Annotated in this window: 14 protein-coding genes and 3 pseudogenes; 12 read left to right on the forward strand and 5 right to left on the reverse strand. The window is 68.0% G+C overall.

Translation table 11 applies throughout. The features are described 5' to 3' along the window. Positions 1 to 420: 420 nt before the first annotated feature. Both H293_RS0147125 and H293_RS56620 read left to right on the forward strand, forming a co-directional pair. Positions 421 to 747 carry a putative quinol monooxygenase gene (locus H293_RS0147125; protein ID WP_020124726.1) on the forward strand — a complete coding sequence of 109 codons (327 nt, stop codon included), beginning with the start codon at positions 421 to 423 and terminating at the stop codon, positions 745 to 747. 192 nt (positions 748 to 939) lie between these two features. Continuing rightward, positions 940 to 1,391: pseudogene (locus tag H293_RS56620) on the forward strand (helix-turn-helix domain-containing protein); the annotation flags it as partial. A gap of 36 nt (positions 1,392 to 1,427) precedes the next feature. On the opposite strand, the gene H293_RS0147135 reads toward H293_RS56620, so the two are convergent. Continuing rightward, positions 1,428 to 2,144 (reverse strand): SDR family oxidoreductase, encoded by a 717-nt coding sequence (locus H293_RS0147135; RefSeq protein WP_020124728.1) that lies wholly within the window; start codon positions 2,142 to 2,144, stop codon positions 1,428 to 1,430. A gap of 117 nt (positions 2,145 to 2,261) precedes the next feature. Here H293_RS0147135 and H293_RS56625 point away from each other — a divergent pair, with 117 nt between their 5' ends. Further along, on the forward strand, positions 2,262 to 2,660 hold the full coding sequence (locus H293_RS56625) for a MerR family transcriptional regulator (protein ID WP_020124729.1): 399 nt from the start codon (positions 2,262 to 2,264) through the stop codon (positions 2,658 to 2,660). Positions 2,661 to 2,773: 113 nt separating this feature from the next. Here H293_RS56625 and H293_RS0147145 read toward each other — a convergent pair whose 3' ends face one another. Beyond that, positions 2,774 to 3,691: a LysR family transcriptional regulator gene (locus tag H293_RS0147145; protein WP_020124730.1), complete on the reverse strand. Its 918-nt coding sequence runs from the start codon at positions 3,689 to 3,691 to the stop codon at positions 2,774 to 2,776. A gap of 88 nt (positions 3,692 to 3,779) precedes the next feature. On the opposite strand from H293_RS0147145, the gene hisD reads away from it, so the two are divergent. The 6 genes from hisD to H293_RS0147175 all read left to right on the forward strand — a co-directional run bounded on the left by hisD (position 3,780) and on the right by H293_RS0147175 (position 10,957). Then, positions 3,780 to 5,099 (forward strand): histidinol dehydrogenase, encoded by a 1,320-nt coding sequence (hisD, locus tag H293_RS0147150; RefSeq protein ID WP_028808832.1) that lies wholly within the window; start codon positions 3,780 to 3,782, stop codon positions 5,097 to 5,099. Positions 5,100 to 5,303: 204 nt separating this feature from the next. Further along, positions 5,304 to 6,608, forward strand: a complete 1,305-nt coding sequence (locus tag H293_RS52075; RefSeq protein WP_020124732.1) for an ABC transporter substrate-binding protein — start codon at positions 5,304 to 5,306, stop codon at positions 6,606 to 6,608. Then, a complete protein-coding gene (locus H293_RS52080; protein WP_020124733.1) occupies positions 6,605 to 7,627 on the forward strand; it encodes a carbohydrate ABC transporter permease in 1,023 nt (340 codons plus the stop codon). The genes H293_RS52075 and H293_RS52080 overlap by 4 nt, the downstream gene beginning before the upstream one ends. Next, positions 7,624 to 8,430, forward strand: coding sequence for a carbohydrate ABC transporter permease (locus H293_RS0147165; protein ID WP_020124734.1), 807 nt, complete (start codon positions 7,624 to 7,626; stop codon positions 8,428 to 8,430). The genes H293_RS52080 and H293_RS0147165 overlap by 4 nt, the downstream gene beginning before the upstream one ends. Next, complete coding sequence (locus H293_RS0147170) at positions 8,427 to 9,281, forward strand: nitrilase-related carbon-nitrogen hydrolase (RefSeq protein WP_020124735.1); 855 nt, start codon at positions 8,427 to 8,429, stop codon at positions 9,279 to 9,281. Before H293_RS0147165 ends, H293_RS0147170 begins: the two co-directional genes overlap by 4 nt. After that, entirely contained in the window at positions 9,278 to 10,957 is a 1,680-nt protein-coding gene (locus tag H293_RS0147175) for a glycoside hydrolase family 13 protein (protein ID WP_020124736.1), read from the forward strand. The genes H293_RS0147170 and H293_RS0147175 overlap by 4 nt, the downstream gene beginning before the upstream one ends. Before the next feature lie 312 nt (positions 10,958 to 11,269). Here H293_RS0147175 and H293_RS61140 read toward each other — a convergent pair whose 3' ends face one another. Continuing rightward, positions 11,270 to 12,934, reverse strand: a complete 1,665-nt coding sequence (locus H293_RS61140) for a hypothetical protein (RefSeq protein ID WP_020124737.1) — start codon at positions 12,932 to 12,934, stop codon at positions 11,270 to 11,272. 329 nt (positions 12,935 to 13,263) lie between these two features. Between H293_RS61140 and H293_RS53490 the strand changes: the two genes are divergently transcribed. After that, positions 13,264 to 14,292, forward strand: a complete 1,029-nt coding sequence (locus tag H293_RS53490; RefSeq protein WP_259294733.1) for an ISAs1 family transposase — start codon at positions 13,264 to 13,266, stop codon at positions 14,290 to 14,292. Between the two features lie 360 nt (positions 14,293 to 14,652). On the opposite strand, the gene H293_RS58910 is transcribed toward H293_RS53490, so the two are convergent. After that, positions 14,653 to 14,790, reverse strand: coding sequence for a hypothetical protein (locus tag H293_RS58910; RefSeq protein ID WP_020124738.1), 138 nt, complete (start codon positions 14,788 to 14,790; stop codon positions 14,653 to 14,655). 148 nt (positions 14,791 to 14,938) lie between these two features. Between H293_RS58910 and H293_RS0147205 the strand changes: the two genes are divergently transcribed. Both H293_RS0147205 and H293_RS52100 read left to right on the forward strand, forming a co-directional pair. Continuing rightward, positions 14,939 to 15,268: a histone-like nucleoid-structuring protein Lsr2 gene (locus H293_RS0147205; protein ID WP_020124739.1), complete on the forward strand. Its 330-nt coding sequence runs from the start codon at positions 14,939 to 14,941 to the stop codon at positions 15,266 to 15,268. A 134-nt stretch (positions 15,269 to 15,402) separates the two neighbouring features. After that, positions 15,403 to 16,135 (forward strand): annotated as a pseudogene (locus tag H293_RS52100) (IS5 family transposase). A gap of 10 nt (positions 16,136 to 16,145) precedes the next feature. On the opposite strand, the pseudogene H293_RS0147215 reads toward H293_RS52100, so the two are convergent. Next, positions 16,146 to 16,439, reverse strand: a pseudogene (locus tag H293_RS0147215) (SDR family NAD(P)-dependent oxidoreductase); the annotation flags it as partial.

The raw sequence follows: 16,439 nt of genomic DNA on the forward strand, positions 1-16,439 counted from the left end.
CGGCTCTCTTTCACCCGCAGCATCCGCCTCGCACGCCGACAGGTCACCGCGCAGGCGGCCTTTTCCCCCTGACCACCTGGCCGCCTCCCTCGTCGAGGGCCTGCGGGAGATAGCCCGCCACCTGCTGCCCCTGCGCCGTAGGCGCTTCAACCCCCGTGTCATCAAACGCAAGATGTCCAATTTCGGCGTCAAACGCGACGAACACCGGCGCCCTCCCCAGCCCGACCGGAGCCCTGCCGAGGCCGTGGCCATCGCCCCGCACTGGCGCACAGCCCCAATCAACCCACCGACCAAAGTCCCAAGAAGCTGGGACCCGATTCCTTAAGTCACTGGTATTGAGGTTAGGTAGGAAAATCTGTCCCTGGTTGACGATCAGTCGATGGCGCAGGCTGAAAGCACTTCGAAGGGAAGGAATTCAGCATGGACGACGCACCCAGTGGGTACATCACGGTGCTCTGGGAAGCCCGGGCGAAGGCCGGCAAGGAAGCTGCGATGAAGGAATTCGTGGCAGCTGCCGTCAGCCCGTCCCGCAACGACTACGGCAATATCGACTACGAGGCCCACGAGGTAGAGGGCGACCCGGGCACGATCATCATCTACGAACGATGGGTGAACCGCCAAGCCCTTGACGATCATCTGAACGCCCCTCGGATGAAGGAACTGGGGCCGCAGCTCCTTGAGATAATGGAGGGGACGATGGAGGAAACCGGGTTCCGCATCCTGAAGCCCATCCGTCCAGCTCAGTAGCCGATCAACCGGGCAACTCACCGGCCCGAGCCCTGCGGTCTGTGGTAAGTCGGGCCCTTTTCTGACCGAGCCGACCAGTGAGCTTCTTCGAGCTGGGCCGCGACAGGTGACGCCCACCAAGCGCAACAAGCGAGGCCCCCGGGCAGTTGATCGAGATGTCTGACGTCTCAACCACGCTGCTCAGGGGCCTCGTTGGTCATCTATCCTGCCGCACTCGACCTGCCGCATGCGCTCATGGAGTGCGTCACCATGCTCATCGTCACCCGCGAGAGCGACCGGCGCTGCAAGCTCCGCCCGTCCCAGCGCGCGATGGTGGCACTGGTGTACCTGCGCGAGCACACCACCCTGGCGAAGATCGCTGCCGGGTTCGGATCAGCGAATCCAACGCCCACGCCTACACCAGCGCCGTCATCCACCCGCCCGCCCAGTGCGCGCCGGGACTGCTGAAGGCCCTGCGCGAGGGCGACCCCGACTTCGTCCTGCTGGACGGGGCCCTCGCCGAGTGCGACCGGGTCGGGGACAGCCGCGTGGACTACTCGACCAAGCGCCGCCGCTACGAGGTGAACGTCCAAGTGGTCACCGACCGCAGCGGCAGGGTCCCGTGGATCTCACCTGCCCTGCCGGGACGGACCCATGACCTGACCGTGACCCCGCACCCATCAGGGCAACGCTGAGAAGGCTCACTCGGCGGGCGCGGGGCCGTACAGCTGTGCCGGGTCGCCGGCAAGGGCCGCCTTGACGAAGCGGCTGGGGTCGTCGACCAGCACTTCGAGTGTGTTGCTCTGCACACCGTCGAGGCTGGCGCGTGCTACGTCAAGGGGATCGATCTTGGGGGCGTCGGTGTCCGCCATCATGTCGGTATCCGCCGCTCCCAGGTGTACGCCCTGGACAAGGGTCTTCTGTCCGGCGAGCTCGACGCGTACGCCGTTGGTCATGTTCCACTCGGCGGCTTTGGCGACGGAGTAGGAGCCCGAGCCCTGAGGGGTGGCGGCCCACGACAGTACGGAGAGAAGGTTCACGATCGCTCCGCCACCGTGAGCGGCCAGGACCGGAGCGAAAGCGCGGATGACGCGGAGGGTGCCGAAGAGGTGCGTCTCCAGGTCTCGCCGGACGTCGTCCAGGTCGTCGGTCAGCAGGTTGGCTCCCGTGGCGATGCCGGCGTTGTTGACCAGCAGTGTCACGTCCTGTGCGACGGCGGCCGCGTCCGTGATCGACTTCTCGTCGAGGAGGTCCAGGTACAGCGGGCTGACGCGGGGGTCGGATGCGGTGATTGTCTCCGGGCTGCGGACAGCCGCGTAGACCCTCTCAGCCCCGCGGGCCAGCAATTCGTCGACGAAGCACCGGCCGATGCCCCGGTTGGCTCCGGTCACGAGCGCGGTGGAACCAGCGATGTCCATGATCATCCTTTCGTCGGGCGGAGGATGGCGTTCACTCCCGCCCTTCGCGCCCTACGCTAGAACTTGACGCCAACGTCAAAGGCAAATCGGACACCGCGGAGCGAGGAGCCGGTCACAGTGCGTATCGGAGAGCTGGCCGACCGGGCCTGTGTCAGTACACGCGCTCTGCGCTACTACGAGGAGCAGGGCTTGCTGCGTTCCTCGCGCACGGCGGGAGGACAGCGTGTCTACCCGCATTCAGCCGAGGACCGTGTACGGCTGATCCGCGAGCTCTACACAGCTGGACTCACCAGCCGCGTGATCGCTGAACTGTTGCCGGCCATCGATGCACGACACGTCAGCCCCGAGTTGCTGGCGCGCTTGCTTGACGAGCGTGCCCGCACGAAGGCGAAGGTCGCCGAGTTGCAGGCGGCAGGCCAACGCCTCGACGCCTTGATCGCCCTCGCCACACACCCTGACTCCGACTCGTGCCCGGCCACACTTGACCGGGCAGCTGCCAAAAGTCCCGCCCCGTAGACGTCCTTCTCCTGCCAATGCGCCATGTGGTGGATGGCACGGGAGCCTCGTGCGCGGCGAGACCCGATCCCGTCACCGGTCCGTGGCCACGCTGAAAACGCTCCCTCCGTTGTTCAGTGAGCAAGCAGCATGCGGCGGGCGAGCCGAGTGATTTCCCGAGTGGCCGGTGACAGCACCGTCCCCTGTCGCCGGATCAGGGCGATGGTGTCGTACAAGGGTTCCGCGAACCCGATGGTGTGCAGGTTGTCGGGGAAGGCGCGGCTGCGGGCGACCGCCCGCGACACGATGGTGTCTCCCGCTCCGCGGGCGACGATGTGCAGCGCGGATTCAACGTGTTCGACTTCGATGGCGGCAGTCAGGGTGACTCCCTCCACCTGGGCGCGTTCGGCGAGTTGGCGACGGGTGGGGTCGCGCCAGCCGTAGTGGGCGTCGTAGAGGATCAGGTTCGCGGCGGCGAGGTCGGTCATGGTGACCGGTCGTGTGGTGCGGTGGGGGTCGACGGAGACGTAGACCACCTCGTCGCGCATGAGGGGGGTGACGTCGAGGCCCTCGGCGTCGATGGGCAGGACCACCAGCCCGGCTTCGAGGTCGCCGGCGCCGACGGCCTCCGCGACTTCGACGGAGTTGAGGCCGACGATGCGCAGCCGCACCTTGGGATGGCGCGTGTGGAAGGTCTCCAGCAGTTCGGACAGGAAGTAGTAGTTGGCGTTGCGCAGCAGGCCGAAGGTGGCCACGCCCCCGTCGAGGGAGGTCAGTGAGCGCAGGGCGCGATCCGCGCCGTCGGCGGCCTCGGTCGCTCGTTGGGCGTAGGGCAGCAGTTCCTCACCGGCTGCGGTCAGCACCAGCCGCCGCGGTCCTCGGGTGAAGAGCGGCACCCGGTAGTGGTCCTCCATCCGTTTGATGAGTTCCGAGACCGAGGGCTGGGTGGTGCGCAGCTCGCTCGCGGCGGCGGAGAACGTGCCCAGGCGTGCGGAGGCGAGGAAGGCGCGGAGCTGGTTGAGGGTGATCGCAGCGACGGCAGGGGTGGCCATGCCGCCATGTTGCCATAGGGCAACCCTATGGAGAGTCGGGGATAAGACGGGGTTGCCCTAGGAAACGTGCTGATTCAGGCTCTGCAGTATGAAATTGAGCCACCGCTTCACCACTGATTTCGCCAACCGCTTCACCCTGCTCAAGGCTCCGGACGTCGACGCGCCGCCGGCCCAGCGCGACCCCGAGGTGATCGAGACTGTCAGCCGCATGCTGTCGGACATCGAGCGCCACGGCGTCGACGCGATCCGCCGGTACGCGGGCTCCCTCGACGGCCAGCACGACGGCGCGGTCGAACTGGACGCGGCGCAGGTGGCCCGGAGCGGGGAGCGGCTGCCGAAGGAGCTGCGGGCGGCGATCGAGCTGGGCGCCGAGCGCACGCAGCGCTTCGCCGCGCTGCAGCGCGCGCACCTGTCGGACTTCGAGGAGGAGATCGCTCCCGGATTGGTCGTGGGACAGCGGTACGTGCCGGTGGGAGCGGTGGGAGCGTATCTGCCGGCGGGCCGCTTCCCGCTCACGGCCAGCGCCTTCATGACCGTGGGCGTGGCCAAGGCGGCGGGCGTCCCGACCGTCGTCGGGTGCACCCCGCCCCAGCCGGACGGCCGCGCCAACGACGCCGTGACCTACGCGGCCCACCTGTCGGGCATCGACCACCTCTACGTCCTCGGCGGAGTGCAGGCCTTGGCGGCGATGGCCTTCGGCCTGCTGGACCGGCCGCCCGTGGACATGATCGTCGGAGCGGGCAACGCCTACGTGGCCGAGGCCAAGCGCCAACTGTTCGGCACGGTCGCCATCGACCTGCTCGCGGGCCCCTCCGAGGTCGCAGTCATCGCTGACGAGACCGCCGATGCCGAGGCGGTCGCGGCGGACCTGCTCGGCCAGGCCGAACACGGTCCCACCTCGCCGGCGGCTCTGGTCACCACCTCCGACCGCCTGGGACGGGACGTCATCGCCGCTGTCGACCGGCAGCTGGCGACCCTGGCCACCCGGGACATCTGCGGCCCCGCCTGGCGCGACTACGGGTCGGTCATCCTCGTGGACAGCCGGGAGGACGCGGTCACGGTCATGGACGAGCTCGCCCCGGAGCACCTGGAGGTGCACACGAGCGAGGACGACTGGTACCACGACGCGCTGCGCAACTACGGCTCCCTGTTCCTTGGCCACTGGAGCACGGTGGCCTACTCGGACAAGGGCATGGCCGGCACGAACCACACCCTGCCCACCGCCGGTGGCGCCAAGCACAGTGCCGGACTGTCCGTCTCCCGCTACCTCAAGCCGCTCACCTACCAGCGCATCACCCGCGAGGCCACGCCGCTGCTGGCCGAGGCAGTGGAGGTCATCTCCGCCAGCGAGGGCATGGCGGCCCACCAGGCCACGGCCACCCTGCGCCTGCGCACCTACGCCGGCTGACAGGACGACCGGCCGGAGCCCGCGACCCGCCCAGCGGGCACCGGCCGGTATCCGGCAGCCCCTCTCCAGAAACGTCCTCGCCGCTCCCGCTTCAGCAATATGCGGCTTTCCCACTCCAGCCATCCGCTCAGAGAACCGGTGCCCGATATGAAACTGCTAGGACGTGAAGGGGCAGGCCCGCCCCACTCCCCCGCAGGTGCAGCCGTGGCCATCACGCTGGCCACGCTCCTCGCCTGCGCGGCCTGCAGTCCGCCGGGGGCGGGCAAGGGGACCTCCGCGGGCGGCACGGTCGCCATCACGGACCCCGTGACGGTCCAGCAGGTCGCCGATCTCGGTGACGTCACCTTGCGGATGTGGGCGGACCAGGCGGAGAAACCGCTGATGAAGTCGGTGGTTCCGGCGTTCGAGAAGAAGTATCCGAACGTCAAGGTCGACATCACCTACAAGAGCTTCGACGACCTGATCGCCACCGTCGTCAACGCCGCATCCGGCACCAACCCGCCCGACCTGTTCCAGGGCAACATCGGCTACGCGGTCGACGGGGCGCTGGTCAAGGCCAAACTGGTGCGCCCCCTGGACGACGTGGCAGCCGCCTACGGCTGGATCACCGGCACCGGCGCGAGCACCCTCGCCCCCGCCCGCTGGAACGGCTCGGGCACCGCCTTCGGCAGCGGAAACCTCTACGGCATGTCACCCATCAGCGAGGTCCAGGGCATCTACTACAACAAGGCCCAGCTCAAAGAACTCGGCCTGAAGCCGCCGCGGTCCTTCGCCGACCTCGAGAAGGACCTGCCGGCCGTCAAGGAGGCCGGCGAACAGCCGATCATGCTGGGCAACAGCGACCAGTACGCCGCCACCCACATCTTCTCCGACCTGGCCGTCACCGAGCAGACACCGGCGTCGATACGGGACTGGATCGGCGGCAAGGCGGGCACCACGTTCGTCACCGAGGGCAACGCCAAGGCGGCCGAGACCATGGCCGACTGGGCGAAGAAGGGCTACTTCGGCTCCGGCTACGACGGCCTGAGCAACGAGGACGCCATCAGCCGGTTCGCCAAGGGCTCGGGCGTCTTCTTCGTCGGCGGCTCGTGGAACGGGGCCATGCTCGACCCGGCCAAGTTCGGCTTCGGCGCGCTGACCACCGGCGGCGCGGGAGCCACCGCCTCGCCGTGGCACATCTCCGCCTCCTCCAAAAACACCCCCGCCGCGGTCGCCTTCCTCGCCGCCCTGCACACCCCGAAGGCGGGCCAGGTGATCCTCGACACCGGCCGGCTGCCCGTGGTCACCGACGGCGTGAAGGGGACCAACAGTCTGCAGACCCAGACCCTCGACGCCCTCAAAGGCACTATCGCCGCGGGCACGCAGGTCGGTTACTACGACTGGACCGCCTCCGACATGCTCAACGTCATGGGCGGCAAGCTCCAGGAGGTCATGGCCGGGCGCGCCGGCGACACACAGTTCATGAAGGCCGTCCAGGCGTCCTGGCTCAAGGCGAGGCAGACGCGATGACCACCACGGCCACCACCGCGAAGCAGGGCGCCACCGCCCCGACACCACCGGCGGCCCGCACCGGCCGCACCTTTGGCCGCCGCCCCTCTCTCCGGTCCTACCTCGCCTCCCTGTCCTGGTCCTCACTGCTGTACGTGGCACCGGCACTGGCGTTCTTCGCCGTCTTCGTCCTGTACCCCATCGGCATCTCTGTCTGGTACTCGTTCTACGCCTACGACGGCCTGACACAGGGCACCCCGGTCGGCTGGGACAACTACACGGCCGTCTTCACCGACAGTCTGCTGCGCGCCGCGCTGCTGCACTCACTGGTCCTGCTGTTCTTCTACGCCGTCCTGCCGGTGTGCGTCGGCCTGCTGCTCGCCGGCGCGATGTCCCGGATCCGGGTGTACGGGCTGACGGTGTTCCGAGCGGTGCTGTTCGTGCCGCAGATCCTCTCCAGCGTGGTCGTGGCCGTCGCCTGGCGGAATCTGCTCGCCGTCGACGGACCGGTCAACACAGTGCTCAAGGCCGTAGGGCTGGGCCGGTTCACCACGAGCTGGCTGGGAGACTTCGACACAGCCCTTCCGTCGATCGGCGTGATCGGCGCCTGGGTGGAGTACGGGCTGTGCATGGTGCTCTTCCTGAGCGGCATCGTCGCCATCGACCGCTCCACCTACGAGGCGGCCCGTCTGGACGGCGCCGGACCCGTGCGGGAGTTCTTCGCGATCACGCTGCCCGCCCTGCGCCCGCAGATCTCGATCGCGCTGATCCTCACGGTCACCTTCGCGCTGCGCAACTTCGACCTCATCTGGAACACCACTCGCGGCGGTCCCGGAACCACCACCACCGTCCCGAGCCTGTACGTCTACCAGGACGCCTTCCAGAACCGCATGCTCGGCCGGGCCTCCGCGCTGGCGATCGTGCTGACCGTGGTGATCCTCGCCGTCGTCACCCTCGTACAGCTCGCACTGCGGGAACGCGAGCACCCGCTCCGCCGCTTCACCAGGCCGGGCAGGCCGGGAAGGAAGGTGCAGTCATGAGAATCGCCCGCAGCGAGAGCGTGGCCACCCACGCGTTGCTCGTCCTGGCAGCCATCGTCGCCGTCTTCCCCCTGGTGTCGATCGTCGTCTCGTCCCTGCACGGGGTGGCCGGCTCCGGTGGGGTGTCCTTCGCCGGCTACTCCACGGCTTGGACCCAGGGCCGGTTCGGATCCGCGCTGCTGTCGAGCGCGCTGGTGGCCGTCACCGTCGTGGTGGTCACCGTGGTGCTCGCCGCCCTGGCCGGATACGCGCTTGCCACCATGCGGGTGCCCGGCGCCCGGCTCATCGTCGCCCTGCTGCTCGTGGGGCTGGTCCTGCCGTACGAAGTGACCGTGCTGCCGCTGTACGAGCTGCTCACCGGATGGCATCTCGTCGACACGTACGGGGCGCTGATCCTGCCGCAGATCGCCCTGTCCATCCCGCTCGGCGTGTTGTGGATGCGGTCGTTCTTCGCCGCGGTCCCGGTTGAGCTGCTGGAGGCGGCGCGCATCGACGGCACGAGCCGGCTGCAGAGCCTGCGCCTGGTCGTCCTGCCCATCGCCGGGCCCGCCCTCACCACGCTGAGCACGGTGCTGTTCCTGTTCACCTGGAACGAGTTCCTGCTGGCGCTCATCCTCGTGCCCGACAACGCCTCGGTGCAGACCGTGCCGCTCGCACTGTCCTTCTTCTCCGGAGCCGCCCGTTCCAGCGACCCGGCGGTCACCGCTGCCGCCGCCGTCCTGGTCGCCCTGCCCGTGCTGCTGGCGTACGTCTTCCTCCAGCGGCGCCTGATCAGCGGCCTGACCGAAGGAGCCGTGAAGTGACCTCGCCCCTGCTGCCCGAGGGCACCGGCATCACCCGTGTGGTGTGCGAGCAACTGGCGCCGCAAGTGGGCGAGTTGGCCCACAATATGGAACTGGCCCTCGATGCCGTCCGACGTGCCCTGGCCGACCGCGCCGACATCGTCGTCCTTCCCGAACTGACCACCTCCGGCTACGTCTTCGCCGACGCCGACGAAGCACGGCGTACGGCGATCACCGCCGCCGACGCCTTCTTCACCGACCTCAGCGACCTCCTGGCCGGCACCCGTACCGTCGTGGTTCTGGGCTTCTGCGAGGACGACGGCCCCGCGCTGTACAACAGTGCCGCCGTCGTCGACGCGAGCGGAGTGCGCGCCGTCTACCGCAAGACGCATCTGTGGGACCGCGAGACGCTGTTCTTCACCCCCGGCGAGCGTATGGCGCCGGTCGTCACCACACCGCACGGCCGCGTCGGCGTCCTGATCTGCTACGACCTGGAGTTTCCCGAAATGCCCCGCCGACTGGCCACAGCGGGCGCCGACCTCATCGTCGTCCCGACCAACTGGCCGCTGGAGCAGCGCCCCGCCGACGAACGCCCCGCCGAGATCATCCAGGCCCAGGCCGCCGCACGGGCCAACGGCCTCTACATCGCCTGCGCGGACCGCGGCGGCACCGAGCGCGGACAGGCGTGGACGCAAGGCACGGCCGTCATCAACCAGTACGGCTGGCTCACCGCCACGGCCGACGGCCAGAGCCAACGGATCGTCGCAGACCTCTTCCTGCGTCTCTCCCGGGAGAAGACCCTCTCCCCGCACAACGACCTGCTCGGCGACCGCCGCCCCGACCTCTACTCCCAGGAGAGCCCCCAGCTATGACGCCCGCCGACACCACGCCCGCGTCCGCGTCCGCACCCGCCCGCCCCGCCGGGGACGACGACTGGTGGCGCACCGCCGTCATCTACCAGATCTACCCGCGCTCCTTCGCCGACAGCGACGGCGACGGCACCGGCGACCTGCCCGGAATCACCGCACGCCTCGACCACCTCGCCGACCTCGGCGTCGACGCCCTGTGGCTCTCGCCGTTCTATCCCTCGCCGCAGCGCGACGGCGGCTACGACGTCGCCGACTACCGCGCGGTCGACCCCCGCTACGGCACCCTCGCCGACTTCGACGCCCTGCTGTCCCGGGCCCACACGCTGGGCATCCGCGTGATCGTCGACCTCGTACCCAACCACTGCTCCGACCAGCACGCCGCCTTCCAGAGCGCACTGGCAGCCGCACCCGGCAGCGAGGAGCGGGCCCTGTTCCACTTCCGCGACGGCCGCGGCCCGGACGGCGATCTGCCGCCCAACGACTGGACGTCCATGTTCGAAGGCCCCGCATGGACCCGGGTCACCGAGGCCGACGGCAACCCCGGCCAGTGGTACCTGCACCTGTTCGACCCTGGCCAGCCCGACTGGAACTGGGACAACCCCGCCGTCCGCGCGGACTTCGAGACGACGCTGCGCTTCTGGCTCGACCGAGGTGTCGACGGCTTCCGCGTCGACGTCTGTGACGCCCTCGTCAAAGCCGACGGCCTGCCCGACTGGCCCCAGCCGACCCACGGAGTCATCGAACCCGTCGACGGCGTCATGCCCCCCATGTGGGACCAGGAAGGCATCCACGACATCTTCCGCGCCTGGCGCAAACTCCTGGACACCTACGACGGCCACCGCATTCTGTGCGCCGAGGCATGGCTCCCGCCCGAGCGCGCCGCCCGCATCATCCGCGCCGACGAGATGCACCAGGCCTTCAACTTCCGGTTCCTGGAGACTCCCTGGCAGCCGGATGCCCTGCGCGCCGTCATCGACGAGTCCCTGACGGCCAACAACGCCGTCGGCGCGCCCACCACCTGGGTGCTGTCCAACCACGACGTGATGCGCCACGCCAGCCGCTTCGGCTACGACGGCCCCGTCGCCCTGGAACACGGCGTGGGCGCCAATGACCCCCAGCCCGACCGCGCCCGGGGGTTGCGCCGCGCACGGGCGGCGATCGCGCTCATGCTGGCCCTGCCCGGATCCGCCTATCTCTACCAGGGCGAGGAACTCGGCCTGCCCGAGGTGACCGATCTGCCGGACACCGCACGCCAGGACCCGGTGTGGGAACGCTCCGGACACCGCATCCGGGGCCGGGACGGCTGCCGCGTACCGCTGCCGTGGACCAGCCAGCCCCCCGCCTTCGGCTTCAGCGACACCCCCGACACCTGGCTGCCCCAGCCCCCCTACTACGCCACCTACGCCGCCGACACACAGCGCGACCACCCCGACTCGACCCTGCGTCTCTACCGCACCCTGCTGCGCTTGCGCCGCCACCACGGCATGGGAGCAGGAGACCTGCGTTGGATGGCATCCCCTGACGATGTCCTGCACTTCGCCAACGGTGCGATCGAAGTGATGACCAACCTCAGCCCTCACTCCATCCCGCTGCCACCCTCCTGTCACCCCGTGATCGCCTCCGCCGAGGTGACAGATCGCTTGGCCCCGGATACCACGGTGTGGCTCACGCGAAACTGACGTGCGCTTTCAGGCGGGCGATGACCGGTCCACGTAGGGTCAGGGGCGCGAGATCAGGCGGTGGCACTGCTGAACCTGGAGGAACAACGGAGGACTGGGCAGCCCCGCGGTCGCGACGGGCGCGGCAACACCCGGCGGCTTGCTGGATCGGTTCATGGTCGGGGCCTCCGAGAAGGGGTACCGGGTCGACTCCATCACGCTGCACTGGTACGGCGGTGGCTTCCGCACCGCGCAGGCGGTCGAGCAGCTGAAGTCGTACCTGACGCCGATCGTTGAAGCGAGTCGGTGGTGGAGTGGTTCGGGGGCTGAGGGTCAGCCGAAAGGTGTGGCCAGTAGCGGGATTCGACGTAGGTCTTCGACGGTGCAGGACAGGCTGGCAAGAGCGCAGATGGCGCGCATACAGACGTCGTCATCGGGTTCGCCGGGCTCGAGATAGTCGTGTTCGACGGTGCCGGCCGCCTCGAACGCAGCGCGCAGTTCGTCCGGCATGCCGGATAGATCGTCCTTGAGGTTGAGGTCGTAGACGTTGATCCAGGCAAGCTGCGTCCCGTCGACGGCGTAGGTGAAGTCGGCGTCGCCGTGGCTCGAGTACGTGCTCGTGGCCGCTACTCGACCGTTGGCGGACAGTGACGTTGTGTCATCGTGACCGGTGAACGCGGAGTCGTCGTAGACGAATGTCCACGCACCGATGCGTCCCGCCAACAATGCGGCAGACGTTCCCGGTTGGATGCCAAGAGCCGCACCGGGGAGGGAGCTCCACCTGTCCGGCTTGGCCCGGGGCAGCTCACAGGGTTGAAACAATTGCGGATTGGCGCCCAGCGCTTCCAGTGCTTGTGCCGGTTCGAGGCCGCGCACGACGTGCAGGGTGTGGTGTGGCTCGTCGCTGGCCAACTCGCTGAGCCAGATCGGCGTTCCCTCGGCATCAAGCGTGTTCGGCGGAAATCCACGCGTTGACGTGGCCCGCCTCGCTTTCGAAGGCGCTGGCGCATCCTCGGGTAGCGGTTCCGCCGGCATATCCGGTGACGCCTGCGCAACACGTATGCCTCGGTAGGCGACTGGGGCATGGCCTGGACGCTGGCGGTAGCCAACGAAACCGCCGCTGCCGTAGGCCCGGAACCGGACTGCTTGGAGTTGCAGGTGCGGGGAGCCGTTGTTGCCGGTGATGTCGAGACGATAGTGGCCATAGGATCCTGGCTCGGCAATCCGGTACATCCTGGACTGATGCCGCTCGGCGAACGACTGTCCGGAGCGGATGTCGAGGGTTCGCCACAAGTGCCCGTCCGCTGAGCCGCGCAGGGTCCATGTCGCCGGGTCGCGATCAGGGGCGTCGTTGGCGGCCGTGAGAACGTATCGATCTACCGCGATTTCCTGGGTCAGCCGGAATTCCAGGGACGCACGGTTGTGCGGCGCAAACCATTTGCTGGTCGATGCGTCCACGAGGTTCTTGGCCACCTCGCCCGCGTCGCGATGCTCGGCACTGGCCCACACCGCGCTCACCAGGTCGCTGACGTCCGCGTTACCGGACGGGCTCACCGAACGCAGCGCGAACGAACAGGTGTTGCCCGTCTGATCGCCCCAGGCCACCCACCGCACGGGCGCCTCGCTACCGTCGTCGATCAGCATCTTCAGCCGTCCCGCCGGATACCAGCCCCCCGCGTCCTCGACCTCCGTGTCGAACTCATACCCGAGAGCACCGTCCGCCCCCTCTGGGTAAACTCGCCGGTCGTCGCGTTCGCCTCGCACCTCCACCACATCACCGGCGGTTGTACGGCGGTGGCCATAACAGGTCGCCATATCCGGCGAGAAGCCCATCGCGGACTGCGCGCCGTCCTCCGTGACCCAGGACAGGTGCGCCGGCACCACGCTCCCCCCGTCGCCCACATGCACCAGCAACCGTGACGTCGGCAGCCACTCAGCGGAGTCCGACGTCCGCCGCCACAGGCGAAACATCGACACCTCATCCGATATCGACGGCACGGATCCTCCTTGGCCAACTACGGCGCCGGAGACAGATTCACCGGCGGCACACGGCGAGAGGACCATGATCACCTTCCCAGGCCCACCCGCCTGAACTCTACAAGCACAGTCCCCCCGCTCGCTCTTCTGTTCGGGTTCGATGAAGATGCCTCGGCTGACCAGGCGTTTCAGTTGGCCTCGATCTTTCTTGACGGGCCGCCGACGCAGTGCGGTTGCAAGTTCCGGGGGCGTGCGGCTGGTCAGGTTGCGACCGGTTGGGGTGCATAACAGGGCAGGAACGGGCTTCTTGATCATTGTGGTGTCCAAGCCCGATGGTCATGAGGTGGCCCATGCCTGCTGCTGTATCTTCGCCCCTTCCTGCCGTGCTGGTGAAGCTGGTTCCGCTGGATGCCGGCCGGGTCGCTGACCGACTCCTGGCAGTCATCGGGATCCGGCGTCACCTGCTCAGATGGCTGCGCACTCCGTCGCCTGCCACGATCGGCCGTGTGCTGGGGACTGTTGACGGTGACGCCCTGGACCGGGCGGTCGGCGCCTACCTGGCCGACCAGCACCGTGCCGCCACCGAACCCGCCCAGACACCGTCGCCGTCCGCGTCCGGGCGGCCGCGCGTGATCGCTGTCGACGGCAAAGCACTCAAGGGATCAGCCCGTCTCACCGCAACGCGCCGGCATCTGCTCTCCGCGGTCACTCACGGCACCGTCGTGACCCTCGCCCAGGTTGAGGTCGGTGTGAAGACGAACGAAACCACGCACTTCCAACCGCTCCTGGCACCCCTGGACCTGACCAGCGCCACCGTCACCTTCGACGCCCTGCACTCGGTCAAGGCGAACATCTCCTGGCTGGTCGAAACCAAGAAGGCCCACTACATCGCCGTGATCAAGACCAACCAGCCCACCGCCCACAGCCAGCCCGCGGCCCTGCCGTGGCGGGACATCGCCGTCCAGCACACCGCCTCCGACACCGGACACGGCCGCCGCGAGTCCCGCGATCAAGACCTGCGCCGTCGCGGACGAACTCGGCGGGATCGCCTTCCCCCCACGCCCGTATGGCCATCCGCGTCCACCGCCGCCGCAAGCAGACCGGCAAGCGCGAGACCCGCGAGAGTGTGCCGTCACCAGCCTCGACGCCCACCAGGCCGGCCCGCCGACCTGGCCGCGGCGATTCGCGGGCACTGGGGAGTGGAGAACTCCTCGCACCACATAAGGGATGTCACCTTCGCCGAGGATGCCTCCACCGTTCACACCGGGACCGCACCACGGGCCATGGCACCCTTCCGCAACCTCGCCATCGGCATGCTGAAAACCCTCGGAGCCGACAACATCGCCAAGACCACCCGGGCGATCCGCGACGAACCCTGACGAGCACTGACCATCCTGGGCATCACCAACGATCCAGACACCTACGGAACTTGATCAAGCCCTGCCGCTACATGGGACGCGAACTCCCAGCCAAGGCCCGCCCCGATCGAGTCAGAAACCGACGAGCACGCCCCGCCCACCGACCTCACCGCATAACCTCAAAAAGAGATCACCGAGTGGCCGTCAATACACCACTCCCACGGACGTGACCCCGGTCCGTCCTCCGCGACCGCGGCAAACCCACCCGGGTCTTGCAGATTCGGGTGCCAGGTGAGGTCACGCGGCCTGGAGGACCAGCGTAGTCATGACGGTTTCGAATTCGACGGGTACCGGTCGGCCGAGCAAGGTCTGTCGGCGACTTCAGTAGTAGGCCGGCTCGACCCAGGCCACGATCGCCATCCGCATTTCTTCACGGGCAGCCCCCACCCGGTGGTCGAGGACGTTCTTCGGCAGCAGGCGCAGGAAGCACTCCCGGCCTTCAGCCCGGGGTGAGGCCATCAAACTACGCGCTCAGGGAAGTCGGGGCAGCTGAGGACTGGCCGGAGACACTTCTCCGTCTGCAGTTAGACGCTAACGGAGTCGGTGAGCATCACGTCCGACAGCTATTAGACTCAGCCCGTCCGGCACAGAAAATGGAGATAATGTCATGGCTCAGAAGACAGTAACCATCTATACCGACGACCTTACCGGTACCGAAGGCGACGACATCGCCACCCACACGTTTAGCCTCGATGGTGTCAGCTACGAGGTCGACCTCAACCCTGACAGCTACCAGCAACTGCTCGACGCCCTCGCGCCTTTCGTCCAGGTTGGCCGTAAGCCAGGCGGGAGTTCCCGCCTCGGCGGCGGGAAGAAGACCGCTTCCGGGTCAAATGCCGTGAAGGTACGCGAGTGGGCCCAGAGTCGGGGCATTGTGGTCAACTCCAGGGGGCGCGTGCCTCGGGATGTTATCGAGAAGTACGAAGCCGCTCACTGAGCTCACCTCGGCGCCCAGCAGGGCGCGCAGACAGCTGACGGTGGCGGTCTTGCCGCCGCTCATGGAGCCCACGATGGCATTCAGGCCGGGCTCGAAGCGTAGGGTGCGGGTGGTGTTGACCAAAGTCAGCTCTTCTGTCCGATGCCCGCTGGGAGTTGATCGAGCCGGTGCTGTCTGCCTGGCGCTTCGAGCGCCGCGGCCGGGTCCTGCACTTTGCCCGGCCGTCTCGGCACGACCTGCGCGAGATCATGAACGCGATCCTGTACGTGGACCGCACCGGCTGCCAGTGGGCCTACCTCCCGCACCACTTCCCGTCCCACCAGACGGTCTGCGGCTACTTCGCCAAATGGCAGACCGACGGCATCTACACCCAGCTCAACGGTCTCTTACGGGAGTTGGCGCGCCAACAGGAAGGCAAACACCTCCACCCCTCGGCCTTCGTGATCGGCGTGCAGAGCGTCAAGACCTTCACCTGCGTCCCCGCCCGCACGCGGGGCATCGACGCGGGCAAGCAGATCGTCGGCCGCAAGCGCGGCATCATCACCGACACTCTTGGCCTGCCGCTGGCGGTGCTGGTCACTGCGGCCGGCGTCCAGGACTCCATCGCCGGCCGCACCCTCCTGGAGCAGGCCGCCACCGAGCATCCGAGCCCGCGCAAGGTTTGGGTCGACGGCGGCTACCGCAGGCACTTCGTCGAGGACGCCGCCACCCTCGGCATCGACCTCGAAATCATCCAACGCCCCCCCCAGGACCAGGGGATTCAGCCCGATCCTCATGGCCCGCAGCCTCACCGGCGAGACCACCGTCTCGTGGCGCGACCCGACATCAGCGGATGAAATCCGCATAACTGGACGAAACAACGGGTAAAAACGACCTCTCAGGACTCCATGAACTTGTCCGCCAGACCCTTTTCCAGGTAGTCGTCCGGCAGGTCCTCGATGACCAGCTCGGCTTCGGTTCGCTCGATGTGCAGCCGCCAGTATGCGTCTGCCATCGTCTCTGGCTGGGAGTCCTGGCCGCCTTGGCCGATGAAGGCGGCAATCGCCACGTGCGCGGCGTAGACGCCGGTACCGGAAAGCGCGGTATGCAGGTTGAGGATCCAGTTGCGCATCCCGCCGGTGGCGATCTGAACGTTCGCCACGTGTGGGGCGATCATCGGCCCGGAACCTGC

The sequence above is a fragment of the Streptomyces canus 299MFChir4.1 genome, from assembly GCF_000383615.1.
Classification (GTDB): Bacteria; Actinomycetota; Actinomycetes; order Streptomycetales; family Streptomycetaceae; genus Streptomyces; species Streptomyces canus_C.

What these genes read in the sequence shown, in the direction of transcription:
- H293_RS0147125 (WP_020124726.1), top strand. Translation starts at nt 421, where the DNA reads ATGGACGACGCACCCAGTGGGTACATCACGGTGCTCTGGGAAGCCCGG.
- H293_RS0147135 (WP_020124728.1), bottom strand. Translation starts at nt 2,144, where the DNA reads ATGGACATCGCTGGTTCCACCGCGCTCGTGACCGGAGCCAACCGGGGC.
- H293_RS0147145 (WP_020124730.1), bottom strand. Translation starts at nt 3,691, where the DNA reads ATGGCCACCCCTGCCGTCGCTGCGATCACCCTCAACCAGCTCCGCGCC.
- hisD (WP_028808832.1), top strand. Translation starts at nt 3,780, where the DNA reads ATGAAATTGAGCCACCGCTTCACCACTGATTTCGCCAACCGCTTCACC.
- H293_RS52080 (WP_020124733.1), top strand. Translation starts at nt 6,605, where the DNA reads ATGACCACCACGGCCACCACCGCGAAGCAGGGCGCCACCGCCCCGACA.
- H293_RS0147165 (WP_020124734.1), top strand. Translation starts at nt 7,624, where the DNA reads ATGAGAATCGCCCGCAGCGAGAGCGTGGCCACCCACGCGTTGCTCGTC.
- H293_RS0147175 (WP_020124736.1), top strand. Translation starts at nt 9,278, where the DNA reads ATGACGCCCGCCGACACCACGCCCGCGTCCGCGTCCGCACCCGCCCGC.
- H293_RS53490 (WP_259294733.1), top strand. Translation starts at nt 13,264, where the DNA reads ATGCCTGCTGCTGTATCTTCGCCCCTTCCTGCCGTGCTGGTGAAGCTG.
- H293_RS58910 (WP_020124738.1), bottom strand. Translation starts at nt 14,790, where the DNA reads ATGGCCTCACCCCGGGCTGAAGGCCGGGAGTGCTTCCTGCGCCTGCTG.
- H293_RS0147205 (WP_020124739.1), top strand. Translation starts at nt 14,939, where the DNA reads ATGGCTCAGAAGACAGTAACCATCTATACCGACGACCTTACCGGTACC.